Source organism: Candidatus Dadabacteria bacterium (genome assembly GCA_009837205.1).
In the GTDB taxonomy this organism is placed as follows: Bacteria; Desulfobacterota_D; UBA1144; order Nemesobacterales; family Nemesobacteraceae; genus Nemesobacter.
This window is the reverse complement of record VXTZ01000007.1, coordinates 1-25,100: the sequence shown is the minus strand read 5'-3', so window position 1 is coordinate 25,100 and position 25,100 is coordinate 1. Positions and strand designations below refer to the sequence as shown.

Below are 25,100 nucleotides of genomic sequence, written 5' to 3'. Positions count from 1 at the left end.
TCAGACTTTTTCCGCTTTAGTGGCTTTTCTAACTATGTTGCCGTCTTTATCGAGGTTGAGGGTGCTTTTGCATTTCGGATAACCACTGCAGCCGAGAAAGCGCCCGCGGCTGCTGCGGCGAACAACCATGGGTTTACCGCATTTCTCGCATTTTATATCTTCACGGACCTCGGGAGGTTCCTTCTGCTTTATGACGATCCTGCCGTCCTGCCTCGTGAATTCCTTGGGATTTTTACAATCGGGATACCTTGAACAGGAAAGAAACTGCCCATAGCGCCCTTCTTTTATCGCCATGGGAGCCCCGCATTTGTCGCATTCTATATCATCGCAGATCTCGGGGTCGGTTTTCTTGCCCACAATAATCTCTCCATCCTCCGCCCTTATAAAGTCCTTCGCGTTCTTACATTCAGGATATCTAGAGCAGGAAAGGAACTGCCCGTACCGCCCTTCCCTTATAACCATCGAAGATCCGCACTTGTCGCATTCTATATCGGTCGGAATCTCCAACTTGCGCCCCTCGATTTCCTCCTCGGCCCTAGTCACGCTCTTTGAAAACCCGTCGTAAAAACCCCGCAGCAGCTCAACCCAGTGAACTTCGCCTTCTTCCACCCTGTCAAGATCGCTTTCCATCCGGGCCGTAAACTCCTCGTTCATTATTCCCGGGAAACCCTCCACCAGAAAATCGTTCACGGAGAAGCCCAAGGGAGTCGGAACGAACCTTGCCTTCTGCCGTTCGGCGTATCCCCTGTCCTGTATTGTCGAAAGGATGGAAGCGTAGGTCGAGGGTCGTCCGATACCTTTTTCCTCAAGCTCCTTCACGAGCGAACTCTCCGAATACCTGGGCGGCGGCTGAGTGAAATGCTGCTTGGGGTCAAGCTTCAAAAGAGAAAGAATATCTTTTTCAGAAAGCTCGGGAAGCCGTTTGTTCTGGTCTCTTTTCGAGTTCTTATCAGTATCGCTGGTTTCTTCTTTTTCAGTTGCCTCCTCGTAGGCGGCTGTAAAACCCGGAAACTTCATCACGTTGCCAGTGGCCCTAAAAACGGCTTCACCCGCTGTGATGTCAACACGAGTCTGGTCGTACACAGCCGGAGACATCTGCGAAGCAATGAACCTTTTCCATATAAGGGAATAAAGCTTGTACTGGTCTTCTGTGAGAAACTTCTTTAGGTCTTCCGGACGCCTTGAGGGAAAAGTGGGCCTTATGCATTCATGGGCGTCCTGTGCAGATTTTTTTATCTTAAAAGTGTTCGGACGCCTCGGCACGTAACCCCCTCCGTAATTCTCGGATATGAATCCCCTTGCTTCTGCTATGGCGTTATCAGAAGCCCTCACCGAATCGGTCCTCATGTAAGTTATAAGTCCTACGGGCCCCTTACTTCCAAGTTCAACCCCCTCGTAGAGCCCTTGGGCAACCAGCATAGTTTTTTTCACAGAGAAGCGGTATTTTTTCGAGGAATCCTGCTGAAGGGTGCTTGTTATGAAAGGGGGAAGAGGGTTTCTTTTACGTTCTTTCCTTTCGATCTTCCCTACGGCAAAATCCTTTCCTGAAAGCGCAGAAACTATTTCTTCTGACTGCTGAGCATTTTCAATCTTGGCTTTTTTCCCCCGGAACATATGGAGCGAAGCCGTAAAGGCATCCGCATCGGGATCCACAATCCTCTTAACAAGCGCGTCAAGGGTCCAGTATTCCCGTGGCTTGAAATTCTGAATCTCCCTTTCCCTGTCAACGACGAATCTGAGAGCAACGCTCTGCACCCTTCCGGCGCTCAGTCCCTTTTTAACCTTCTTCCAAAGAACAGGACTCACCTTGTAGCCGACGATTCTGTCAAGAATTCTTCTCGCCTGCTGAGATTCAAAGCGGTCTGTGTTAATAGCAAGGGGTCTACTCATTGATTCCCTTACGCCCACTTCCGTTATTTCGTGTATAAGAACCCTGTGGACCTTGTCCCAGAGATTAAGGCGGTTTGCGATGTGCCACGCAATCGCTTCCCCTTCTCTGTCCGGGTCGGAGGCAAGATACACTTTTTCCGCGTCCCGCGACGCTTTTTTCAGATTCTCAAGATACTTGGTTTTGCCCTTTATGACCGTATATTTGGGCTTGAAATCGTTTTGGATATCCACCCCGAGACTGCTGCTCGGAAGATCTACGAGATGTCCCGAAGAGGCTTCCACGCGGAAATCCCGGCCGAGATACTTCTTTATTGTTCTCGCCTTTGAAGGAGATTCGACTATGACAAGAGATTTAGCCATGAAAATAGTTGTTCCACAAAATCTGTCTAAATCTTATAAAAAGTCTATGGAATCTGTCAATACCGATGTAAACCATTCCCCAAGGCCACTGCAGCGTATCAAACTTCTATACTCCGTACAAGAGCCTCGTTGGCATTATACCACCTAAGCGAGTTTTCAATACCGGCCTCAATATCAAAGCAAGGCTCCCAGCCTAAAATCTTTTTCGCCTTGTCTATACTTGCCAAGGTAACCCTGATATCGGAAGGATGCGGGGCGCTGCAAGTAATTTTAGCTTTTTTGCCGGTCCTGCGTTCTATTACGTCTATGATTTCGTTTAGGGAGATAGATTCCGCGCTTCCGAGGTTTATTATCTCAAAGCCCAAATTCTTTATCGCCAAGACAGTACCCGCCGCAATATCGTCAACGTAGGTAAAGTCCCTTTTCTGTTCTCCGTCGCCGAGTATTACTATTTCCTCTCCCTCATTTATCCACTTTATGAACCGAAAAACGCTCATGTCTGGTCTTCCTGCGGGACCGTAAACCGTAAAGTAGCGAAGCACCGAGATATCTATTCCGTAAAGAGAGTTGTAAACCGAGCAAAGGCCTTCGGCCGATTTCTTCGAGGATGCGTATTGAGAAAGCTGATAATCGGTCTTCATATCCTCCTTGAAGGGGATTTCGTTTTCCCCGTAAACGCTTGAAGTCGAAGCGAGCACGAACTTGCCTATTCCTTCTGAGCGGCAGAACTCAAGGAGATTAAGGGTTCCAGTCACGTTGGTAGAGTAATATATCCAGGGATTCTCAATGCTCTGGCGAACTCCGGCACGGGCCGCGAGGTTAATAACGCAGCCAATTCGGCCGCCCCCGCAAAAAGTCTTTATTTCCTCGCACACAGAAAGAAGTTTGGGATTGTCCGATATGTCGCATTCGAAAAAACTGAATCTTTCAAACTTTCTGAGAGTTTCAAGCCTGTGATGCTTGAGTCTCACGTCATAAGCATCGGACATGTTGTCGAGCCCGAAAACCAGATCTCCACGCTCAAGAAGAAGCTCGCACACTTTGGCGCCTATAAATCCTGCGCAACCCGAAACGATTATATTCATGATGGTAAAGACCGCTCCCAGTCTATTCTCATTACCTGCCGATTCCGAAATACTTGATATCCATGGCCTCAAGTTTCATGTGATCATAGATATTTCTTCCATCAAATATCACAGGGGTCTTCATCAGCTCCTTTATCATCTCGAAATTCGGCTGTCTGTACTGACTCCACTCGGTGTGAATCACAAGGGCGTCCGCCCCCCTGCAGGCATCATAGTAGGATTCGAAATAATCCACGCTGTCTCCTAATACGGTTCTCGCGTTTTCCATGGCGGCGGGGTCGTGGACGGCAACAGAACATCCCGCATCAAGAAGCCTTTCTATCACGTAAAGTGATGGGGCCTCTCTTATATCATCCGTGTTGGGCTTAAACGAAATTCCCCACACGGCAACTCTTTTTCCTCCAAGATCAGAAAAAAAACCGGCTATTTTATCGAAGAATCTCCCCCTCTGGGCGGCATTCACGCGGTCAACCGCGGCTACAACCCTAGATTCATAGCCTACACCGTGCGCCATTTTCTCAAGAGCTTTTACGTCCTTTGGGAAACACGACCCCCCGTACCCGATTCCCGGATAGAGATAATATCTGCCTATCCTCGCATCAGAACCCACCACCGAGCGCACCTCGGACACGTTCGCACCCAGAAGTTCGCACAGGTTAGCTATATCGTTCATAAACGATATCCTTGTGGCAAGCATCGCGTTTGAAGCGTACTTTGACATTTCGGAAGATCGGATGGAAACCACTATCGTCCTGTCGGCAGACCTCATAAAGGGAGAGTAAAGCTCCCTTAGAACCGAGCCTACTGATTCATCCTCAACTCCTATTACCACCCTGTCGGGCTTAAGGAAGTCCTCAATCGCCGCTCCTTCCTTGAGAAATTCAGGGTTTGAGGCCACACCGAACTCCTGATCCGTAAGGGATTTTATAGTGTCGCGCACTTTCTCGGTAGTGCCCACGGGAACCGTACTTTTGGTTACCACTATCTTGTATCCGTTAAGATTACTCCCTATTGACCGCGCAACTTCAAGAACAGAAGAGATATCCGCTTCGCCGTCTTGCGCCTGAGGAGTTCCAACCGCAATAAATACAAGAAAGGATTCCCTGACGGCCGAAGCTATATCGGTTGTAAAGGAGAGCCTACCCTCATCTATATTGGTGCGCACCATCTCATCAAGACCCGGCTCGAAAAAGGGAACTTCGGCGCGTCGAAGGCTCTCGATTTTGCTTTCATCTATGTCGACGCACTCAACGCTGTTCCCGCTTCCCGCTAAACATGCTCCCGTGACAAGCCCCACATAACCCGTTCCTATAACGGCTATCTTCATCTGATAAGTTTCCTCTGATAAATGCGCAAGCAACCCTCGTGCAGGAATTTTCGACCAATTAAAAGACAAGATAGGGTACAACAAATCCTCAAAAAATAAACAGAACCGGGAAAACCCGCAATGGACAAAGTATAGTTACAGGGAAAAAGCTAAGGAGGCGCATCTTGAAATCTCATACCGAGTATCTCTGGTTTAACACGGACAAAAAAAGAGAGTTCGTTCATATAACTCCGACGGTAAGACAGATAGTTCAGCAAAGCGGCATAACAGAGGGTTTTGTCCTCGTATCCGCGATGCACATAACAGCTTCTGTCTTCGTAAACGACCTCGAGCAGGGGCTTTTTGAGGACATATGGGAGTGGCTTGAAGGCATCTCCCCCTTCAGGGAAGATTACAAACATCACCGCACCGGGGAAGATAACGGTGACGCTCATCTGAAAAATCTCCTCATGCATCATCAGGTAGTGGTTCCCGTGACGGAAGGAGACCTTGACCTCGGCCCCTGGCAAGAAATCTTCTACGGGGAGTTTGACGGCAAGAGAAGAAAAAGGGTGGTCGTGAAGGCTATCGGGATATGAAAAACCGACGAGAGAGCAAAAAGCCCAGAATATTCATAGACAGTCGCGGTAGGTGGTTTCACGACGGGATCAGAATAACCCACAGGTGGACATACCTTGAGAACAACAAAAACCTCGACATAGACACAGACGGAAAGCTTTTTGTTCAAGAACAAGGGAGCAGGGTTTACGTCGAGTGCGAGGATACCCCTTTTGTTGTTACTATGGTCACCAAAACGGAGAACGGTTTTTCCATAAGGTTAAACGACGAATCCGGGGAAGAACTGGATTTGACGACTCTCACCATAGCCGAGCAGAACATACCTTACGTAAGAGTAAAGAACGGGAAATTCGAGGCTAGGCTGCTTAGCGCGGCCTACTACGAACTAATGAAATACGCAGGAAAAGACGAGAAAGGCTTTTACCTGGAATCCGGACGGAGCAGATCCTATCTGCACCACAACTCAAGAACCGTCTAATTAGATTTATGTGAAACCTGTTGGGGCATAGGTTACACTGTCTTTGCAAATTATCGGCTTCATCTGCTCAGAAAACAGATTTTGCAGTGCAGGCCATAAAACCGTGTATTGAAATCGCCATCAGCCTTGGCAATGCGATTGGAGAAAAAATGCCGCAAATTGAAATTATTACGGTTTCGTTGCAATCGGGACAATCGAGATCTTTACGGCCTGCAGTTTCGGCAACGGCTATGCGTATCATGCTAGTGATATCAGCACTCACGAAAACCCATACGGGAATGCGTCATGGAGGACTGGGTTGACTTGCTGGGGTTATACCGGGGCCGAGGGTCCCGATAACTGGGGCTCGCTCTCGCCGGATTACGCGACCTGCGCTATCGGACGCATGCAGTCACCGATTGACATCACCGACGCCTTTCCCGTCAAGGGATCGGCACTGAAATTTGATTACAGGCCCTCTTCTCTGAAGATTCTAAACAGCGGACACACCCTCCAAGTAAATTACGCACCCGGCAGCACACTGACTGCAGCAGGTGAAATTTACGAACTGTTGCAGTTTCACTTTCACGTTCCGAGCGAGCACGCCTTTGATGGTTTGCACACGGCGATGGAGGCACATTTCGTACACAAAAACCCAGCAGGCGTACTGGCAGTGGTTGGTGTTATGATGGAAGTAGGCACACGAAACCATGCTCTGGCCGCGGTGTTCGATAACGTACCGACCGAGGCAGGAATAGAAGTTGATGTTGCGGGCACGACAGTGGATGCATCTGCGATACTGCCGACGGAGACCACCGACTACTTCCATTACAAGGGGTCACTCACCACTCCTCCCTGCAGTGAGGGAGTGCACTGGTTCATTTTTCCGGACGCAATTGAGGTGAGTGCAGAACAGGTCGCAAACTTTGAGCGGATGTTCGGACACAATGCACGTCCGTTACAAAAACGCAACGACCGTCTGCTGATTGTATCTTCGTAGTTTCAGTGAAAAACTCCGCACACCCTTGCAACCAACTCATCGGTGAATACCCTTCCCTTGGCGGTGAGTCTGAGACGGTCGCCATCGGTGAGAATAAAACCGTCGGATTCAAGGTATTCGAGGCCAGAGGCATCAGGTTCGCAGCCGAAGCGCTTCTTTAGGCCTTCAATTCCTACCCCGTCGTTTAGCCTAAGTCCCATAAGAAGCTTATCTTCAAGGGCTGTGGTCCGTGAGAGATCATAAGAGGCACAGACGGCATTTCCGTCGCCCGTAACTCGCTTCATGTAAAGCTCGGGATTCCTTACGTTTGACCATCTTATTCCCCAGCCCTCTTCTCCACCGCAGCTAATGTGGGAATGGGCTCCGGCACCCACGCCTAGGTAATCATGACAGTTCCAGTAAATAAGGTTATGCCTACACTCGTAGCCGGGCCGGGCAAAATTCGATACTTCGTAATTTCCGTACCCCTCTGCCTCGAGAATCTCCCGCGCGCTCCGCATGAACTCGACCAGAACTGAGTCTTCGGGAAGAGAGAGTTTCCCTTTGCGCCAAAGCGTCGCAAACTCGGTGCCGGGCTCAATTGTAAGGCAGTAGGCGGATATATGGGTCGGAGAGAATCTCAGGGCAGTGCGGATATCTTCTTCAAACTCTTCCTGGGTTTCCCGAGAGCTTCCGTATATAAGATCAAGATTATAGTTGTGAAAACCGGCGTCCCGGACATCAACAAGCGCGCGGACACAGTCATCTGGAGTGGTGAATCTCCCGTAGAAATCAAGCTTTCTCTGCGAAAAAGACTGCACGCCGACGCTTATTCTGTTTACCCCGACGCGCATCAGTGAAACGAGCTTTTTCCTGTCGGCAGTTCTCGGGTTTACCTCAAGGCTCACTTCTACCTTGGGCGAGAAGGAAGCAATCGAGGCGAGTTTCTCCATTACCATCCCTATGCTTCTGGGCTTTAAAAGCGACGGGGTCCCTCCCCCGAGAAACACCGTGCTTATCTCTTTGCCTTCAATAATGCCCCGGAAGTTTTCAATTTCTCGCTCCAGAGCACGGACGTAATCATCCTCCGGAAAGTTGCCATTAGTCCCATAAGAGTTAAAATCACAATAAGGACATTTGGTAAGACAATACGGAATATGGACATATACGCCAAGGGGCGCTTGGTATTTATCGATATTCTCTTTCCTCCGCACTCAAGCGACACACCGCGGTTGCCACATGATGAGTATACCGAAAAATTTCCTTCTTCTTCTCAGTTCACTACTACTGCTTTCCCAGACCGCATGGGCGCAGCAAGTAATCCCAATTGAACGGGCCGTCGAGATAGCACTGCTTAACAGCCCAGAACTCCGGATTTCGCGTTCCGAGGTCGACATCTCGAAGTCAATACTCAGGCAGGCAAAAGCTCCCCTTTATCCCCAGCTCAGCGGAAAACTTGTAGTACCGTTTGTGGGAAGAGAGTCCGGTTTTTACGTCGACCAGATGATATGGGATTTCGGAAAGACAAAGGCCAGGATAAGGGCAAAAGAACATCATCTGGAATCCGCAAGATACTTGTTTACGGGCTCAGAAACGACGCTCGTGCGCGACACGCGCATCGCCTACTATCAGGCGCTTTCCGATAAAAACCGGCTTGATGGAGCAGCTACAGAAACCAAGCGCAGGGAATGGCTCCTTGAGAAAACAAAAGAGCTTTTCGCCGTCGGGAAAAGGTCCGCCCAGCAGCTAAGCCAGGCGGAAATCGACCTGCAACAGGCAAAACTAGAACTGGTTTCAAGAGAAAACTCCTACGAACTCGCCATGCTTAATCTAAGACACCTGATGAACGACCCTTCTCTCGGACAATTCGACATCCGTGAGAATCTTGCCTACGAGAAGGTATACGAAACCAGAGAAGATCTTGTAAGCTTCGCCCTTTCCGAGAACGCAGAGATAAAGAGTCTTCTGGCGGACCATGATGGAATAAGGGCCTCGATTGCGGAGAACAGGGGGAAATTCCTCCCTTCGATATTCGGCAGGGCGGCGTACAGATTTGAAGGAGAAGGCGCCGAGACGCCGGCTTTTATCGCCGGACTCGGCGTTAGGATTCCCATCTTCGAGGGATTCTCAAGGTTCGGCCAAATGTCGCAGTCAAAGGCTGAACTCACAAGAAATGAGGCCCAGACCGAGCTGCTCAAGAACAGAATAATCCTCTCGGTTGGGGAACTCTATCTCAAACTCAAGCACCTCGAGAAAAAAATAAAAATACTTAGGGATTCAGAATCGATATCGGAGAAAAACCTGCTTCTGGCCAAAGAAAGATACGAGTCGCGAAGCGCTTCGAAAATAGAATTTGCCGAGGCGCAGGCGCTTTACGAAGAGGCGGTAGCGGACTACAAAAACTCCATATACGACTATAAAATGGTAAGGTTAAGGCTGTTAAGCCTCTGCGGAAAAGAGATACAATGAAAAATCTTCCCCGTTCAAAGCTTCTCTACGCCGTCGCCGCCGTAGTCGTTATCGCAGGATACTTCATCTTTTTCGGAGGAAAGGAAGGCCGGATAGAGTACGTAACGCAGAAAATCGAGAGAGGAAACATAACTTCGCTTGTAAGAGCTTCGGGAACCTTAAAACCGACTAAAGAAGCAAGGATATATTCACAAATAAACGGAACGATAAAGGAAGTCCGCTCCGAGGTGAACGACGAGGTCAAAAAGGGCCAGGTGCTGGCCCTTATGGAAGAACCGGAGGGCCTTTCGGGAGACGTCGAATACTTCAAGGAGATACTTAAGAAGACCACAACCGACCTTGAGATTTCAACCAACTCGCACGGGGCAAACAAGAGACTCTACGAAAAAGAGCTTATTTCCCGGGAGGAGTTCAACTTATCTCTCTCAGAACACAGCGCGGCAGTTGCAGCCCGGGAGAAAGCCCAGGCCGACCTGGAAACGGCACAGAGAAAGCTTGACGCGACCCGAATCACTTCCATGCTCGACGGCATGGTGCTTGAAAAGAACATCATAATCGGCGAACAGATACACCCGAACAAATCCGAACCACTGTACGTACTGGCCGAGAACCCCAGAACTCTTCATCTGATTTCAAACGTAAGCGAAGCAGACATAGGGAAGATAAAAGAGGGTCAGGACGTCCTCTTCAGAGTTGACGCATTTCCGGGCAAAAATTTCAGCGCGAAGATAAAACAGGTGGCAAACTCTCCGAGCATAAAAAACGATGTCGTCACCTACGATGTAACGTGTCTTGTGGAGAACCCGGAACTCGAGCTGAAACCCGGTATGACCGCCGAAGTGAAGAAAGTCATATCAACCAAAAAAGACGTGCTTAAAGTTCCCACCGCCGCACTTCGCTTCATTCCCCCGAAATCTTCAGCCGCCGCTACCGAGGAAGGCGAAAACGTCTGGGTTCTCAAACAGGGAAAACTCTCTCCAGTAGTAATAGAGACCGGGATAAGCGACGACTTCCACACAGAAATTCTAAGCGGTCCGCTTTCCGAAGGAGACCCGATAGTGGTTGAGTACACGATTTCCGGCGGAAACAACAAAGGACCGGGCTTTGCGCTTCCCCAGCCGAAAAGATTCTGATGACACCGCCCGTAATCAAGCTCAAAGACATCGGTAAAACCTACTCGAACGGAAAAGTCGAGGTCGAGGCGCTTCGATCCATAAACCTTGAGATAGCACAAGGAGAATTCGTCGCTGTCATGGGGTCCTCGGGGTCCGGCAAAAGCACCCTTATGAACATTCTCGGCTGCCTCGACACGCAGAGTAGCGGAAACTACATGCTTGACGGTGCCGACATAATGGAACTCGCAAGCGATGAGAAGGCGGAAATACGGAGCACGAAGATTGGCTTTGTCTTCCAGAGCTTTAACCTGCTGCCGCGAACCACTGCACTTGAAAATGTGGAACTGCCGCTGGTCTACTCAGGCATGCCGGGAACCCAGAGAAAAAAGCTTGCATCGGCCGCACTTTCTCTCGTGGGACTCGCAGACAGAGCGGATCATCTTCCCAACCAACTCTCTGGGGGACAGCAGCAGAGGGTGGCAATAGCCAGGGCGGTCGTAAACAACCCGAGGATGATACTGGCAGATGAACCAACCGGAAACCTAGATACGAAAACGAGTTACGAAATAATGAAGATATTCAAAGAACTGAATGAACAGGGAAAAACGATAGTAATGATAACGCACGAAGAAGACATAGCTTCCCGCTCAAAAAGAGTAATAAGCCTGAAGGACGGGGAGATCATTGAGGACAGACCGAGCGGCCTGATTTAATTCTGTCGACCCTCGCAAGTCGTGACTCCAAAGCTCGAGGCATCCCTCTTGAGAACGCAACCGGGTTGTAGCCTGTCTCTGGAGCTGGAGGATTGCCCCGAAGCTCTAATCAGTCCTCTTCCGGCATCACCACGAATTCTGGATAGGCTTCGATGCCCAGCTCGCCCACATCCTGGCCGATGGCCTCGACATCCTTTGAGACTCGTAGACCCAAAGTCCGGTCGATGACAAACCACAACAGCATTGATGACCCAAACACAAACACGCCGATGGCCAAAATGCCGATGATCTGAGCAGAAAGGCTTCCACCGGCGGCAATGCAGACCGCCAACGTCCCCCAGATGCCAGTGCAGAGATGAACTGGGACAGCACCCACGACGTCGTCGATCTTTATCATTTCCAAAGACTTCATGGACAACAGACAAACCATGCCACCGATCGCTCCGATCACTATTGCCCAGTGATGCTGGACGATATCCGGCGCCGCTGTGATCGCGACGAGACCAGCCAGAGCGCCATTAAGTCCGGCGAACAGATCGACACGGCCGAGCACGGGCCGGGAAAGGCTCAGAGCCGCGAGAACCCCAGCCGCCGCGGCTAGGTTGGTGTTTGAGAAAATGTTGCTCACCGCCACGGCATCTAGTGCGCCGCTGAGGGCCAACTGCGAACCGCCATTGAAGCCGAACCAGCCCAGCCACAGAATAAAGACGCCGAGAGTGACGACCGGAACATTGGATGGAGGAGTCGGCTTGACACTGCCATCAGCCCGGAACTTGCCCGAGCGCGGTCCGAGCATTATGGCCCCCGCGAGCGCTGCCCAGCCTCCTGTGGAGTGGACCACGGTGGAACCGGCGAAGTCCTTGAACCCCAATTCAGCCAACCAGCCCCCACCCCAAGTCCAAGCGCCAACTACTGGGTAGATGACCGAGGTTAACACAGCGATGAAAACGAAGAAAGGCCACAGCTTCACGCGCTCGGCCAGAGTGCCCGAGACAATTGAAGCGGTAGTCGCCACGAACACCATCTGGAAGAACCAGTAAGACATCGCCGAGTAGCCGCTCTCTACGACGGCCGCAGTGGCTGTTTCTTCACCGCCCAGCAGTGCCACTTCATCAGCGGTCGTGCCGTACAGGAGTTCCAGCGAACCAAACCAGCCGCCCGGCTCGACGCCGACATACATGATGTTGAAGCCGATCAGGTAGTACGCAAGTCCGGCAATGGAGTAGAGACCAATGTTCTTCAGGCAAATGACCGAAGCGTTCTTCGTCCGCACCGAACCCGCCTCGAGCATTGTGAAACCTGCCGCCATCCACATCACGAGAGCACCCCACACAAGGAACCCAAACGTGTTGAAGACAAACTGTGCCTCGCCCTCAATGGCGGCCAGTGCGGGCACGGGTGACAAGACGCAGATCAGAAGGATCGCGACAATGCCGAATCTAGTCACAATCCTGGCGGCAGCACTCCGACAGCCCTTAAATAACCGAAAGTCATGGATGATCATAGCTACTTTTTACCTCCTACTACGATGGAAAGCGGCCACACGACGAGTGACAAGATCAAGACGCGTTTTAGTAGAGAGCATGGCACTTTCCGGTGTTCGTATTGAGATCAAGCCCCAAATAATGCCGGATTGCCCGATCGCCGAAAAAATATTTCTTTACCTCCTATTAGAACACGCTTTGAGCAACACCTCAATAAAAAACAGCGGAACTGTCAAATCATAATGACTTGAAACCATGCAGGGGCCCCAAGCTGATTCTACACCGCAGTAAACAAGCGATTCCGCCGGTTTTATCATGAAATCCAGATACCTGTAACCTCCAGACGTGACAGGAAGTCTTTGTTCCGTATTGGAGATTATCTCTTTTGCGCTGCTGGTTTTACGATATGTTTGAAAAATACTTCCAATTCCGTACAATCAAACCCAAATCAGGGTTTGCGCTTCATAGTTGAACAAGCAACTCAAGAGGAAATCAGAATGTCAAAGATAAACGAAATAAAAGCAAGAGAAATACTGGATTCAAGGGGAAATCCGACGATAGAGGTGGAGGTGCACTGCTCAGACGGAGCCTTCGGTCGGGCAATGGTTCCCTCGGGGGCATCGACCGGAGAGCACGAAGCGCTTGAGCTTCGGGACGGGGAGAAGCACAGATACATGGGAAAGGGGGTTTTGAAGGCGGTAGAAAATGTCCACGACATAATAGCTCCGCGCCTTGAGGGCCTTGAGGTGCACAACCAAACCCTGATAGACCGCACCATGATAGAGCTTGACTCGACGGAAACAAAGTCCCGCCTCGGAGCAAACTCCATTCTGGGAGTGTCGCTTGCCTCGGCTAGGGCGGCTGCGAGCTCCAGGGGAACCTCTTTTTTCAGCTATCTAGGAGGCGAAGATGCCAATACCCTCCCTGTACCGCTTATGAACATAATCAACGGTGGCGCCCATGCGGACAACAACCTTGATTTTCAGGAATTCATGATAGTTCCCCATGGTTTCTCCACTTTCCGGGAAGCCCTTCGGGCGGGAGTGGAAACCTTCCACACACTTAAATCCATACTCAGCGCCAAGAATCTCTCGACAGCCGTCGGAGACGAAGGAGGTTTTGCACCTTCCCTGGGATCAAACGAAGAGGCGCTCGAATGCATAATAGAAGCCATATGGAAAGCTGGATACAGCCCCTCAGAGCAGATATCAATAGCGCTTGACGTAGCTTCAAGCGAGTTCTTCCGCGAGGGAAGTTATCATGTGGAGCAAAAAACCGTGCCGGTCGCCGGTTTAATGGAAATATACGAGAAGTGGATAAAAAAATACCCTATCGTTTCGATAGAGGACCCCCTGGATGAAAACGACTGGGAAGGCTGGAAGACGCTTACGAAAAAAATAGGTTCCGACGTACAGCTTGTCGGAGACGATCTTTTTGTAACGAACACGAGGAGACTTTCAGACGGGATAGATTCGGACGTGGCAAATTCCATACTTATAAAGGTAAACCAAATAGGAACGCTTACCGAAACCCTTGAGGCTATTGAGATGGCCAAGCAGGCGGGTTATAGTTACATAATATCCCATCGCTCGGGAGAAACAGAGGACTCGACGATAGCGGATATTGCAGTTGCCACAAACGCCGGTCAGATAAAAACCGGGTCGGCGTCCCGAAGCGACAGAATAGCAAAATACAACCAGCTTCTGCGCATAGAGGAGGAGCTTGGGGAAAAGGCGCGGTTCGGGAATGAAAAGACGGCGCTCTGGAGCAGTTAACGATGGCAGGAAAAACTCTTTTTGACAAAATCTGGGAATCACACCTCGTTCACGAAGAAGAAGGCAAACCGTCCCTTCTATACATAGATCTTCACCTCGTTCACGAAGTTACCTCCCCTCAGGCGTTTGAAGGGCTGAGAATTACGGGACGAGAAGTAAGAAGGCCTGACCTTACTTTCGCCACGATGGATCATAACGTGCCGACCACCGACCGCAGCGGACCAATTTCGGATCCCATATCCGCAAAACAGATAGAAGCCCTGCGGCAAAACTGCAAGGATTTCGGAATAACGCTCTTCGGAATAAGAATAAACAACCACTCCCAAGGCATAGTGCACGTTATCGGTCCCGAACTCGGCCTTACAAGACCCGGGATGACCATAGTGTGCGGAGACAGTCACACTTCCACCCACGGAGCGTTCGGATCACTCGCCTTCGGTATAGGAACAAGCGAAGTGGAGCACGTTCTGGCGACGCAGTGCTTAAGACAGAACCGTCCGAAGGTGTTTGAAATAAAGGTCGAGGGCGAACGCCAGTACGGGGTTACCGCAAAGGACATAATCCTGGGCATAATCGGACATATAGGAACCGCGGGAGCCACCGGGACCGTGGTGGAATACCGAGGAGAAGCGATAGAGGCTCTTTCCATGGAAGAGAGGATGACGGTGTGCAACATGTCGATAGAGGGGGGAGCCAGGGCCGGAATGATAGCACCCGATCAAAAGACCTTCGAGTACGTAAAGGGCCGCCGGTACGCACCGAAAGACGGCAATTACGAAAAAGCCCTCGAACACTGGCAGACTCTCCGCACGGACTCCGACGCCGTTTTCGATAAATCAGTCACTCTTGACGCCCGCAAGATAGCTCCACAGGTAAGCTGGGGAACCAACCCGGGAATGGTAACGGACGTAACTTCAAAAGTACCCGATCCCATGGAGTGCGAAGACCAAAGCAAGAGAAAATCAATGGAACAGGCTCTTGAATACATGGACCTCAAGGCAAATACCCCGATAACGGACATACACGTTGACAGGGTGTTCATAGGTTCCTGCACGAATTCTAGAATGGAAGATCTGCTGGCGGTTGCGAAGCTCGTAAAAGGCAGAAAAGTAGCCGATGGAGTAAACGCAATGGTGGTTCCAGGCTCCCAGCTTGTAAAGAAAAAGGCAGAGGAAATGGAACTTCACAGGATATTTACCGAGGCCGGATTCGAGTGGCGCGAGTCGGGATGCAGCATGTGTCTTGGAATGAACCCGGACATACTGGCCCCCGGGGAAAGATGCGCCAGCACATCCAACAGAAATTTCGAGGGTCGCCAGGGAAAAGGTGGAAGAACCCATCTGGTAAGCCCCATAATGGCGGCTGCAGCGGCAATCACGGGACATTTCGTGGACGTGCGCGGCTGGGAAATGGAAAAGGGAATCTGAAACATGGAGAAACTTCAAAAGGTATCGGGAAAAGTAGCGGCTCTTGACAGAATGAACGTCGACACCGACCAGATAATCCCCAAGCAGTTCCTAAAACGCATCGAGAGAACGGGGTTCGGAGAATTTCTGTTTTTTGACTGGAAATATAACGACGACGGGACCTTAAACGAGGATTTCGAGCTCAACCAGACGAGATACACAGACGCGTGCATACTTCTGACCCAGGAGAATTTCGGAAGCGGAAGCTCTAGGGAACACGCTCCTTGGGCGATAAGGGAAGCGGGATTCAGGATAATTTTGGCTCCCTCCTTCGCAGATATTTTCTACAACAACTGTTTTAAGAACTCGATACTTCCCATAGTCCTCTCTAAAGACAGAACGGATGAGTTATTCCGCATTGTATTGGAGAATGAAGGTTATTCCCTTGAGGTTGACTTGGTTGAGAAATCCGTAACGGGGAAAGGGATAAGTTTTTCATTCGAGATAGACGATTTCAAAAGAAAAGTGCTTCTTGAAGGGCTTGATGACATATCGCAGACCCTTGAGTTAGAAAACAGCATAGAAAAGTATGAAAAACTTTTCGTGAACGAAAGAGTGTGGGTTCTTCCTGACGAGCGGAAAAGCCTTTAATCCCCGTCCAACCTCCCCCGTTTTTATTTTCTGAAGAAAAGATTGCCCAGAAGCGTGAGCAGGATGCTCAGCACTATGCAGGTTGCGATCGGAAAATAGAGACTGAAGTTCCCTTTTTCGATTTTTATATCTCCAGGAAGTTTCCCGAAGAAATCAAGTTTCGCCACATAAGGCAACATGACTCCGAGTGCTATTAGCACCGCACCGAGAATGATTATGATTCTTGCGGCTTCACTTACGTTCACGCAAAAAAGATAACCGTACAGAAAAAATTGAGAAAATTCTCCGTGATTTTAAAGTTTTTCCGAGCATTCGCAATTGATGGTCTCCGACAATGATTGCGTTCCAAATGTTTCTTGGTAATAATAGGAAAATTCTAAAACCTTAGTAGTACTAATAACCTCTCAGGAGAAATTCAGATGGAATACAAAAAAACATTCTTAGTCTTGGTCATGATAGTCGCGGGACTCTTTATAACTTCCTGTGGAGATGACGATGATGATGAAACCCTGACCATACTTTACTGGCAAGCCCCTACTATCGCCAATCCTTATCTTACCGGCGGGACTAAGGATGTTGATGCTAGTGCTTTGATCTTAGAGCCCCTGGCGAACTATGATGAGGAAGGAAGGTTAGTACCTCGCCTAGCTGAGGAGATTCCGACCGTGGATAATGGCGGCGTATCAGAAGATATGACCACGATTACCTGGAAGCTTAAAGAAGAAATTCTTTGGTCCGACGGCACTCCTCTAACGGTCGAAGATGTTATATTTACCCACAGGTACTTGTGTTCTCTGCCAGGAACAGAAGATGTGTGTGATTTCGTACCCATAGGGAATGTGGATCCTGTCGAGGATTCCCCGCTTAGTATCAAAATTACCTTCACTTCCCCTGTAATCTATCCATATACCCTCTTTGTGGGGGCCTCTTCCCCTATTCTGCAAAAGGCGCAGTTTGCAAACTGTGTCGGTGAGACAGCTCAGGAATGTGTCACGGAAAATCTATATCCAGTTGGGACGGGGGCCTATAAAATCACCGATTTCTCAATCAGTGAGTCAGATACAGAAACTAATTCAACTCTCACTTATGAAATCAACGAACATTTCCGCGCAACCGACCGACTATTCCCCAAAGTGGTAATAAAAGGTGGCGGGGATGCCGTCACTGCTGCGCGGGCCGTCCTAGAGAAAGGTGAAGCTGACTATGCCTGGAATCTGCAAATAGACCCTCAAACTCTCAGATCTTTGCAGGAAGTCGGCGAGGCAACGGTTCGACCGGCCTTTGCCTCACTTGTTGAACAATTGGTAGTAAACTTCTCCAATCCCGATCCAGATCTGGGAGACCGACGCTCCGAGTGGTCAGAAGGCAATAACCCTCATCCCTTCCTGACCGACCCGGCAGTGCGCAAGGCCTTGTCCTTAGCCATTGACCGCGGACATATCGCCGAGCAACTCTACGGTGCCGCGGGCAGGGCAGCCTGCAATATTATTCCGGCCCCTCTCCAGTACGTTTCACCAAATAACCAGGACTGCCTGACCCAGAATATCGAGCAAGCAAGAACCCTGCTTGCTCAGGCCGGATGGACACCCGGCGCCGACGGCATCCGGGAAAAAGACGGAGTCCGACTGAAAATTCTTTATCAGACCTCTACCAACTCGGTTCGCCAAGGTACTCAGGAACTGATTCAGGGATGGTGGAGGGATATAGGGGTGGAAGCCGAGTTGAAGAGCATTAACGCAGGTGTTTTCTTTAGCAGTGATCCGGATAACCCCGGCAACCTCTGGAGATTTTATGCCGATGTTGAAATGTATGCCAACGGAACATCATCCATTGATCCGCAGAACTATTTGTCAAGCTGGCTAACTACTGAGATTCCCGGCTCCGAAAATGACTGGTTGGGCGGCAACGTATCTCGCTGGTCCAACCAGGAGTACGATGATCTCTATCAGGAACTGACGCGGACCCCTATCGGCCCAGATCGCGAAAACCTAGTCATTCGAATGAATGATATGTTGGTTCAGAACCATGTAGTGATTCCCTTGGTTGACCGGGCTTTCGTCTCGGCTTTCAGTAACAGCCTAAAAGGGGTACGGGTAAACGGATGGGACTCTGAACTGTGGAATATCCACGAGTGGTACCGGGAGTAACACGATCCGCCGTCACGCAGCAAACTCGGAACTTGGATTCTACATATAAACCGGTAAGTGCGGCCAACCCTTCTCCGTCGCCAATCCTCCCATGTTCTGTGCCCCGGCGGCAGCCTGCTCTAAGCAATCACTCCTGATATGGCTCTTCCCGATTGATGCGATAAAGACCTAAGATTAAATAACGGATCAAATGGTGTTATAATTTAAATGGGTCGGTTTCACAGGGTTGGGGAAACCGAAAAAGGAGAAAAATCATTTAAATGAGTGGATTCGGTCTTGCACAGACCCCTAACGTAGTACAGAAGCAAAAGCTCATACTCACCCAGCATCTCAGGCTTTTTCTAAGCCTGGTACAGATGAACACGGTTGAGCTCAGGGAATACCTAGAGGAACAGCTCATAGAGAACCCCGCCCTGGAAGAAGATCCAGATTCATCTCTGGAAACGGAAAAAGAAGATCCGGGAGAATCTCTTCTAAATGAACTCGGCCCGACGGAAACCGACTACCCGGTACCCGAAGAGTTTTCTGCGGAAATAAGCGAGGAAACCACCTGGGAAGACCAGATTCCAAATCAGGATTCTTTGTTTGAGCACCTTCACTGGCAGCTGTCAATGACCGATTTCAGCGAACGGCAAAAGCAGATAGCTTCGCTTATCATCGGCAACATAAACGAGGACGGATACCTTGAGATTGAACTTGGGGAAATAGCAAGACTGCTTGAAACAGAAGGCTCATCTGAAGCAGACGGTGACCGCATGGCGGAGGTAATACAGGTAGCCGAGAAGATACGCACTACGTTTGATCCCATAGGAGTCGGTTCCCGCTCCCTTTCCGAGTGTCTCGTCGCACAAATTCTGGACCTCGGTTACGAAAAGAAAAGTCCCGTTATGCGGGCAGTAGAGAACCATATCGACGATCTCGGCAGAAAAGACTACGAGAAGATCTGTGCCGAACTTGACATAAGCAAGGAAGAGATACTGGAAATTGAAGCCGTAATAACTTCCCTTGAGCCAAAACCTGGGCGGCCTTATTACACTAAAGACGCGACTAGAAACATCATTCCCGACTTCTACGTGTACAAGGTGGGAGATGACTTGCAGATGCAGTCAAATAGGAGTTTTCCGAAACTCAGAATAAGTTCCTACTGCAAAAAGATTCTCTCCGACCGTGCGAACCTAACGGGAGAGACCACGGACTATCTGCGGGAAAAAATCGAAGTGGCCCAGAGAATCGTCCGCTGCATCGAAGAGCGCGAGACTACAATACGCAAAGTTATGGAGAAAATCGTCGATGAGCAAAGGGAGTTTTTCGATCACGGCAGCGCTCACATAAAACCCCTGAAGCTAAAGGACGTGGCTGACACCGTGGGCATTCATGAATCAACCGTGAGTCGTATAACAAGCAGAAAATACATACAATGCCCCCAAGGAATAGTAGAACTTAAAAAGCTTTTCTCAAGAGGAGTCCGCTCATCCAACGGACAAAAGATTTCGCTTGAGAAAATTAAATCAATGATCAGGGAAATAGTTGATGAAGAACCGGCCCAGTGTGCGTTCTCGGACGAAGATATATCCAGGATACTCTCCATGAAAAATGTAAAGGTTGCGAGAAGAACGGTTGCAAAATACAGAAAAATACTCGGCATACCCAGTTCATCAAAAAGACTCTCAAAGGAGGTTTGAACCATGAAAACCGATATCATCACGAAAAACATTTCCGATAAAAGAAGGTCGGAACATTTCAAACGTTACGCGATGAAGAAAATGCCAAAACTCCAGAGGTACATAGACCCAGACAGACATCCGTCAGAGGCAAGAATAATTCTTTCAGCGGAGAAACTCAGAAACAATGCGGAAATAACAATCAGCTCGGGCCCCGTAAAAGCGGCCGCTTCGGTAGAAACGGAGGAAATGCACTCAGCAATAGACAAGCTTTTCGACACGATCATAAAACAACTGCGGAGAAGAACAGATAAACAGCTGAGCCTGAGAAGAAGAAACGTCTCGAAGACCCCTTCCGCCGCACGTGTGCAGAGGGCCGAGACGGAAAACAATCTGAGGGTAGATCACCAGCACCTAAGTCCCAAGCCCATGAGCGTTGCGGAAGCACTGCTGCAGCTTGACGCGTCCGAAGAGGATTTCGTGGCTTTCAGAAACAGCGAAACGCTTGAAATGAATGTCGTTTACAAAAAAGCCGATTCGAAAAAGGTAGGACTTCTTACACCCTGAACACGGAAAAAGAAAAGTGAAAATCTCTGAATGCCTGGAGAAAAATTCCGTATTTCCCGAACTCGCTTCGACAACAAAACCGGACGTGCTGCGGGAGCTTTCGGAAAAAGTCGCAGACGCCGTGCCCAGGCTTAACGTGCAGAGGCTAAGCGAAACCCTAGTTGAACGAGAGGGGCTGTGCAGCACGGCGATTGATTCCGGAGTGGCGATTCCGCACGTAAAACTCCTCGACATTCCGGATATAACCATAGCTTTTGCCAGAAGCGAGACGGGGGTTGACTTCGACTCGCTAGACGGAGAAAAAACCCATCTTTTCGCCGTTTTGATAACTCCTGAGAACTGTCCCACGGAAACCCGGATAACCCTGCTTGCGCGGATATCCAGGATATTCGGACAAAACGACGTAAGGTCAAAACTTATTGCGTCAAAGGGGGCTTCTGATATTTACAACCTGTTGATTGAAGAAGATGAAAAACTCTGAAAACAGCCATTCCATCTCAGTCGGAGACTTTTACGGAAAATTCGGAGAAAAGCTCGGTCTTGAACCTATTTCCGGAGAAAACGGGCTTGAAAGACGCATTATTTCACCAAGTGCCAAGAAACCGGGATTAAGGATGATAGAAAAGAAAATAGAACTCGAGCGCGGAAACATACAAGTGCTCGGCAGAACAGAAATCTCCTACATAAACGGGTTTCCCGACAGAACCCAAAAAAAAATAATATCAAATCTTCTGTCAAACGATATTCCCTGCTTCATACTCTCAAAGGGAGCTAGCCCAGAAAAATCTTTTATCGAGCATTTTGAAAAAGAAGGGATACCGCTTTTTACAACAACCCTAGGCACGGGGAAATTCATAACCATTCTCAATGAACTGCTCGCCGAGGAATTTGCAACCCGTATAACAGTTCACGGAGTGCTTCTTGACGTGCATCATACGGGAGTCCTGATTCTCGGGAAAAGCGGAATCGGGAAAAGCGAATGCGCAATCGACCTTATAATACAGGGCTCGAAGCTTATCGCGGACGACGTGGTCGAAATAAGGAAAATAGGCTCCCAGACACTCGTCGGAGTGGGTCCCGAGAACATAAGGTACCTTGTGGAGGTAAGGGGAATAGGCATAGTGAACATAAAGGACCTTTTCGGAACCACCTGCGTTATGGAAAAAAGAGAAATCGATATGGTTGTAGAACTTCACCAATGGAACTCCGAAACGGAATACGATCGCCTTGGCTTGGACACAAAAACTTACTCCATACTCGACATAGAACTGCCGTACATAGTGCTGCCTGTGAGTCCGGGAAGAAATATGGCGTCTGTAATAGACGTGGCGGTGCGAAACCAGATACTTAAGGAGACCGGTAAGAAAATCGAGATTCCGTCCGGCACTCGGGAATAATGGAACGGATAATAATACTGAGCGGACTTTCCGGTTCGGGAAAAAGCACGGCGGCGAAAGCACTTGAAGATCTGGGCTTTTTCTGCGTTGACAACATGCCTCCCGAACTTCTTTTCTCTTTTATCGACCTCTGCGGAAAATCTCTTACACAGATAAAAAAAGCGGTCGCAGTCATTGATATACGGATACCGGTAAAAGATACGCTTTACGATTTCGAAAAAGTGCTGGAAAAGATAAGAGAGTCAGCTGAGAGGGTCGATCTTGTGTTTCTTGAATGCTCTGAAGAGACAATCGTTAAAAGATACAAGGAGACAAGGAGAATTCATCCGCTTGGAAGCGAGAAGACGCTTACCGAAGGAATATCAGAGGAAAAGCAAATCCTGGCAAATATACGAGAGCTCTCGGACAAGCGCATAGACACAAGCACTCTCAGCGTTCACGACCTGAAAGCGATCATAGAAAAAATTGCCGGGACAACCGACAAGCAGACCCCTCTTATCACCCTTCTCTCTTTCGGCTACAGGTACGGGGTTCCCGAAGACGCGGATCTGGTTTTCGACGTTCGGTTTCTGAAAAATCCCCACTTCACAGAATCCTTGAGAGACCTTGATGGAACTAGAGGCGAAGTCGTGGACTTTGTCATGTCGGATAAAGCTTCGCGGGAGTTTCTGGAGAAGCTGTGCTCGTTTCTGCGCTTTTTGATCCCTAAATATTCAGAGGAAGGAAAGTCCTATCTTACCCTGGGGATAGGTTGCACCGGCGGGAAGCACCGCTCCGTAGTCATGGCCGATGCTCTTGGCGAAAGCCTTTCCGAATATTCCGCGATTATTAGACACAGGGATATAAATAAGCTATAAAAGTGCTATGTTTTCTATAGTGGTGATCACGCACGGAGAGCTCGCAAAGGAGCTTATATCGGCAGTGAACTTCATTCTGCCCGAGAAACCTAGGGTCAAGATGACCGCAGTCTCAATAGACGCCTCAAGAGACTCCAAGGATTTTGACAAAAAGATAAGGGCTTCAGTCGATAGCGTCGACGAGGGAGATGGGATACTGCTCGTAACGGACATGTTCGGAGGAACCCCCTCCAATATAAGCCTGATGTTTCTTGAAAGCGGCGAAATGGAGGTGATTTCAGGGGTGAATCTGCCAATGCTTTTAAAACTCGGCACCGTTGAGGAAAAAACCACTCTCAAAGAAGCAGTACAACTCGCGGCCAAGGCGGGAAGAGACAACATAATAGTGGCAAGTGAACTTCTTAGTAAAAACGGTTAGAATACGCTGGAGAGGATGCTTAAATGGACGTACACACACTTGACGCCGTAATCGAAATGTACACGAACCATCTCCTTCAGGGTGACCTTGAAGGGTTTCAGATCGAGATATCCCCCGAGATAAAGGATGAGATCGCAGCGATAGCCCTTTACCTCGATTCAAAGACCGTCAGAGCTTCCGGAGAAATAGAAGAGTTCTACGAAGGGTACAAAAGGGCTGCGTTTGACATACTTTCCTTCATGGGAGTTGAGTTTTTTGAAGACAGGGAAAACAAACTGATCAGGATAATGAAGTCTAATTACGACTCCGATCTTCAGGAAGAACTTAAAAAGAGTATCTGGGGATAGAACTGCCTCTCCCGTAAAATTCCCGACCCCTGTTATGGATTTTCAAAATTCGTTTGATCATTTCGTCTTTGACCTAGACGGGGTTATATATTCCGGCGAAAAGGCCATCGGCAACTCCCCCGAGGTGCTAGAGACATTAAGAAAGAATAAAAAGGGGATACGCTTTATAACCAACAACCCCTCGCGGTCTCCTTCTGACTATGCCAAAAAACTCAGAAGACTCGGAATTCGGTCGCACGATAGTGAGTTCGTAACCTCCCCCATGGCAACCGCTTCTATGATAAGGGAAAAACTTTCATCAGAGAAATGGAAAACGGTCTTCATAGCCGGAAGCGATTACCTGAAGAACGAGGTCAGGGAGACGGGACTGGTTGAAGTTTCAGGAAATGACTCTCTCGGCGCAGACCTCGTGGTGATAGGAAGTCACCCGGGATTTAATCTTGAGGAAATAAAGACCGCTTCCATAGCAATCGGAAACGGCGCAGACTTCATCGGAACAAACGCAGACTTCTTCTACCCTTGCGAACACGGCCGGGCCCCTGCTACAGGAGCCCTCCTCGCATCGGTGGAAGCCGCATCGGGGAAGAAAGCGGTTACATCTGGGAAACCCGAAAAATACATGTTCGATATTCTGGAGAAAAGTGGAGTGGCACCCACGAAAAAAACTCTTCTGGTCGGAGACAGTCTCCGAACCGACATTGCCGGAGGGGAAAAAGCAGGGTACAGCACAGCACTTGTAATGACAGGAGTTACTAAAAAAACCGATCTTAAGGGCAATGTAATAAAGCCCGATTTCATCCTTAAGAACGTCTTTTTTCTTCTAAAACCGCTGTGATTGAAAGGTCATGAGTAAAAGTAATTGTGTCACTTAACTGAAACTTAATCTCAGGATGTTGACTTTTGATAACCGGGGTGTAGCTTTTGGTTGAAGGTTTTTCCCGCCGGAGGTAATCATGCTCAAATTTATCAAAAAAGACGATGAAGACTTTCACTACCCGTTGGACATCTCCGACACGTTTGACGAAGATGATGGGCTTGAGGATGAATTCGCAGATGAGTTCGACGAACTCTTTGAAGAAATGAATTACCTTTATTACGATGACGATTCCGAGGATATTACAGGGGAAGAGAGAAGAAAAAGAGTACTTCACTAAGTGAAAGCTGAGCCTGCAACGTAAAACTGACTTGCCATGGCAGGAGATATCCCCGGACCGGGCCCTTAAAACCTGATTCACTAAGAACTAATCCACGCTTGCATTTAAGATTTCGCGTGCTATTTCCAAACCGGAAGTATGGAAGTTGGTCTAAATCTGCTTGTATATTATCAGCAATCATCCTTGCAATTGCGGCATTAAATACCGCAATTGCAAGGTACAAATCTCATTTTCCTGACTTCGGCACATTCGTGTTGTAAGTAGCTGGAATTACACGCACGGG

The 25,100-nt window shown here is 49.1% G+C and carries 25 protein-coding genes; 19 read left to right on the top strand and 6 right to left on the bottom strand.

Annotated features, from left to right (window positions below; translation table 11 throughout):
- The 3 genes from topA to F4Z13_00910 form a co-directional block, all read right to left on the bottom strand.
- The gene (gene topA, locus F4Z13_00920) at positions 1-2,250 is read right to left on the bottom strand and encodes a type I DNA topoisomerase (protein ID MXZ47808.1); all 2,250 of its coding nucleotides are present in this window, start codon (positions 2,248-2,250) and stop codon (positions 1-3) included.
- Between the two features lie 98 nt (positions 2,251-2,348).
- Positions 2,349-3,338 (bottom strand): NAD-dependent epimerase/dehydratase family protein, encoded by a 990-nt coding sequence (locus F4Z13_00915; protein MXZ47807.1) that lies wholly within the window; start codon positions 3,336-3,338, stop codon positions 2,349-2,351.
- A gap of 28 nt (positions 3,339-3,366) precedes the next feature.
- Positions 3,367-4,662 carry a UDP-glucose/GDP-mannose dehydrogenase family protein gene (locus F4Z13_00910; GenBank protein ID MXZ47806.1) on the bottom strand — a complete coding sequence of 432 codons (1,296 nt, stop codon included), beginning with the start codon at positions 4,660-4,662 and terminating at the stop codon, positions 3,367-3,369.
- A gap of 164 nt (positions 4,663-4,826) precedes the next feature.
- On the opposite strand from F4Z13_00910, the gene F4Z13_00905 reads away from it, so the two are divergent.
- The 3 genes from F4Z13_00905 to F4Z13_00895 all read left to right on the top strand — a co-directional run bounded on the left by F4Z13_00905 (position 4,827) and on the right by F4Z13_00895 (position 6,677).
- Positions 4,827-5,240 (top strand): YjbQ family protein, encoded by a 414-nt coding sequence (locus F4Z13_00905; protein MXZ47805.1) that lies wholly within the window; start codon positions 4,827-4,829, stop codon positions 5,238-5,240.
- Positions 5,237-5,698, top strand: coding sequence for a DUF1285 domain-containing protein (locus F4Z13_00900; GenBank protein MXZ47804.1), 462 nt, complete (start codon positions 5,237-5,239; stop codon positions 5,696-5,698). Before F4Z13_00905 ends, F4Z13_00900 begins: the two co-directional genes overlap by 4 nt.
- 250 nt (positions 5,699-5,948) lie before the next feature.
- The gene (locus F4Z13_00895; protein MXZ47803.1) at positions 5,949-6,677 is read left to right on the top strand and encodes a carbonic anhydrase family protein; all 729 of its coding nucleotides are present in this window, start codon (positions 5,949-5,951) and stop codon (positions 6,675-6,677) included.
- Positions 6,678-6,679: 2 nt separating this feature from the next.
- On the opposite strand, the gene hemW is transcribed toward F4Z13_00895, so the two are convergent.
- A complete protein-coding gene (gene hemW, locus F4Z13_00890) occupies positions 6,680-7,870 on the bottom strand; it encodes a radical SAM family heme chaperone HemW (GenBank protein ID MXZ47802.1) in 1,191 nt (396 codons plus the stop codon).
- A 25-nt stretch (positions 7,871-7,895) separates the two neighbouring features.
- On the opposite strand from hemW, the gene F4Z13_00885 reads away from it, so the two are divergent.
- The 3 genes from F4Z13_00885 to F4Z13_00875 are packed head-to-tail and all read left to right on the top strand — an operon-like array spanning position 7,896 to position 10,953.
- Positions 7,896-9,125: a TolC family protein gene (locus F4Z13_00885; protein MXZ47801.1), complete on the top strand. Its 1,230-nt coding sequence runs from the start codon at positions 7,896-7,898 to the stop codon at positions 9,123-9,125.
- Positions 9,122-10,258 carry an efflux RND transporter periplasmic adaptor subunit gene (locus F4Z13_00880; GenBank protein ID MXZ47800.1) on the top strand — a complete coding sequence of 379 codons (1,137 nt, stop codon included), beginning with the start codon at positions 9,122-9,124 and terminating at the stop codon, positions 10,256-10,258. Before F4Z13_00885 ends, F4Z13_00880 begins: the two co-directional genes overlap by 4 nt.
- The gene (locus F4Z13_00875; GenBank protein ID MXZ47799.1) at positions 10,258-10,953 is read left to right on the top strand and encodes an ABC transporter ATP-binding protein; all 696 of its coding nucleotides are present in this window, start codon (positions 10,258-10,260) and stop codon (positions 10,951-10,953) included. The genes F4Z13_00880 and F4Z13_00875 overlap by 1 nt, the downstream gene beginning before the upstream one ends.
- Positions 10,954-11,062: 109 nt before the next feature.
- Here the strand turns inward: F4Z13_00875 and F4Z13_00870 are convergent, their stop codons facing one another.
- Positions 11,063-12,457, bottom strand: coding sequence for an ammonium transporter (locus F4Z13_00870; protein ID MXZ47798.1), 1,395 nt, complete (start codon positions 12,455-12,457; stop codon positions 11,063-11,065).
- A 477-nt stretch (positions 12,458-12,934) separates the two neighbouring features.
- Between F4Z13_00870 and F4Z13_00865 the strand changes: the two genes are divergently transcribed.
- Genes F4Z13_00865 through leuD form a run of 3 tightly spaced genes read left to right on the top strand, consistent with a single transcriptional unit; the run spans position 12,935 to position 16,269 of the window.
- A complete protein-coding gene (locus tag F4Z13_00865; GenBank protein ID MXZ47797.1) occupies positions 12,935-14,212 on the top strand; it encodes a phosphopyruvate hydratase in 1,278 nt (425 codons plus the stop codon).
- Between the two features lie 2 nt (positions 14,213-14,214).
- Positions 14,215-15,639, top strand: a complete 1,425-nt coding sequence (leuC, locus tag F4Z13_00860; protein MXZ47796.1) for a 3-isopropylmalate dehydratase large subunit — start codon at positions 14,215-14,217, stop codon at positions 15,637-15,639.
- A gap of 3 nt (positions 15,640-15,642) precedes the next feature.
- Positions 15,643-16,269: a 3-isopropylmalate dehydratase small subunit gene (gene leuD, locus F4Z13_00855; GenBank protein ID MXZ47795.1), complete on the top strand. Its 627-nt coding sequence runs from the start codon at positions 15,643-15,645 to the stop codon at positions 16,267-16,269.
- A gap of 23 nt (positions 16,270-16,292) precedes the next feature.
- Here leuD and F4Z13_00850 read toward each other — a convergent pair whose 3' ends face one another.
- The gene (locus F4Z13_00850; protein ID MXZ47794.1) at positions 16,293-16,514 is read right to left on the bottom strand and encodes a DUF2905 domain-containing protein; all 222 of its coding nucleotides are present in this window, start codon (positions 16,512-16,514) and stop codon (positions 16,293-16,295) included.
- Positions 16,515-16,688: 174 nt separating this feature from the next.
- Between F4Z13_00850 and F4Z13_00845 the strand changes: the two genes are divergently transcribed.
- From F4Z13_00845 to F4Z13_00800, 10 genes are all read left to right on the top strand, one after another.
- Complete coding sequence (locus F4Z13_00845; protein MXZ47793.1) at positions 16,689-18,416, top strand: peptide ABC transporter substrate-binding protein; 1,728 nt, start codon at positions 16,689-16,691, stop codon at positions 18,414-18,416.
- Positions 18,417-18,676: 260 nt separating this feature from the next.
- A complete protein-coding gene (gene rpoN, locus F4Z13_00840; GenBank protein MXZ47792.1) occupies positions 18,677-20,098 on the top strand; it encodes an RNA polymerase factor sigma-54 in 1,422 nt (473 codons plus the stop codon).
- A 3-nt stretch (positions 20,099-20,101) separates the two neighbouring features.
- Positions 20,102-20,644, top strand: coding sequence for an HPF/RaiA family ribosome-associated protein (locus F4Z13_00835; protein ID MXZ47791.1), 543 nt, complete (start codon positions 20,102-20,104; stop codon positions 20,642-20,644).
- A 16-nt stretch (positions 20,645-20,660) separates the two neighbouring features.
- Positions 20,661-21,125 (top strand): PTS sugar transporter subunit IIA, encoded by a 465-nt coding sequence (locus tag F4Z13_00830; GenBank protein MXZ47790.1) that lies wholly within the window; start codon positions 20,661-20,663, stop codon positions 21,123-21,125.
- Positions 21,112-22,041, top strand: coding sequence for an HPr(Ser) kinase/phosphatase (gene hprK, locus F4Z13_00825; protein ID MXZ47789.1), 930 nt, complete (start codon positions 21,112-21,114; stop codon positions 22,039-22,041). The genes F4Z13_00830 and hprK overlap by 14 nt, the downstream gene beginning before the upstream one ends.
- Positions 22,041-22,898: an RNase adapter RapZ gene (gene rapZ, locus F4Z13_00820; GenBank protein MXZ47788.1), complete on the top strand. Its 858-nt coding sequence runs from the start codon at positions 22,041-22,043 to the stop codon at positions 22,896-22,898. Before hprK ends, rapZ begins: the two co-directional genes overlap by 1 nt.
- 7 nt (positions 22,899-22,905) lie before the next feature.
- On the top strand, positions 22,906-23,316 hold the full coding sequence (locus F4Z13_00815; protein ID MXZ47787.1) for a PTS fructose transporter subunit IIA: 411 nt from the start codon (positions 22,906-22,908) through the stop codon (positions 23,314-23,316).
- Between the two features lie 23 nt (positions 23,317-23,339).
- Positions 23,340-23,663 carry a hypothetical protein gene (locus F4Z13_00810; GenBank protein MXZ47786.1) on the top strand — a complete coding sequence of 108 codons (324 nt, stop codon included), beginning with the start codon at positions 23,340-23,342 and terminating at the stop codon, positions 23,661-23,663.
- A gap of 34 nt (positions 23,664-23,697) precedes the next feature.
- The gene (locus F4Z13_00805) at positions 23,698-24,498 is read left to right on the top strand and encodes an HAD-IIA family hydrolase (GenBank protein ID MXZ47785.1); all 801 of its coding nucleotides are present in this window, start codon (positions 23,698-23,700) and stop codon (positions 24,496-24,498) included.
- Between the two features lie 118 nt (positions 24,499-24,616).
- Positions 24,617-24,817 (top strand): hypothetical protein, encoded by a 201-nt coding sequence (locus tag F4Z13_00800; GenBank protein ID MXZ47784.1) that lies wholly within the window; start codon positions 24,617-24,619, stop codon positions 24,815-24,817.
- Positions 24,818-25,100 lie beyond the last annotated feature (283 nt).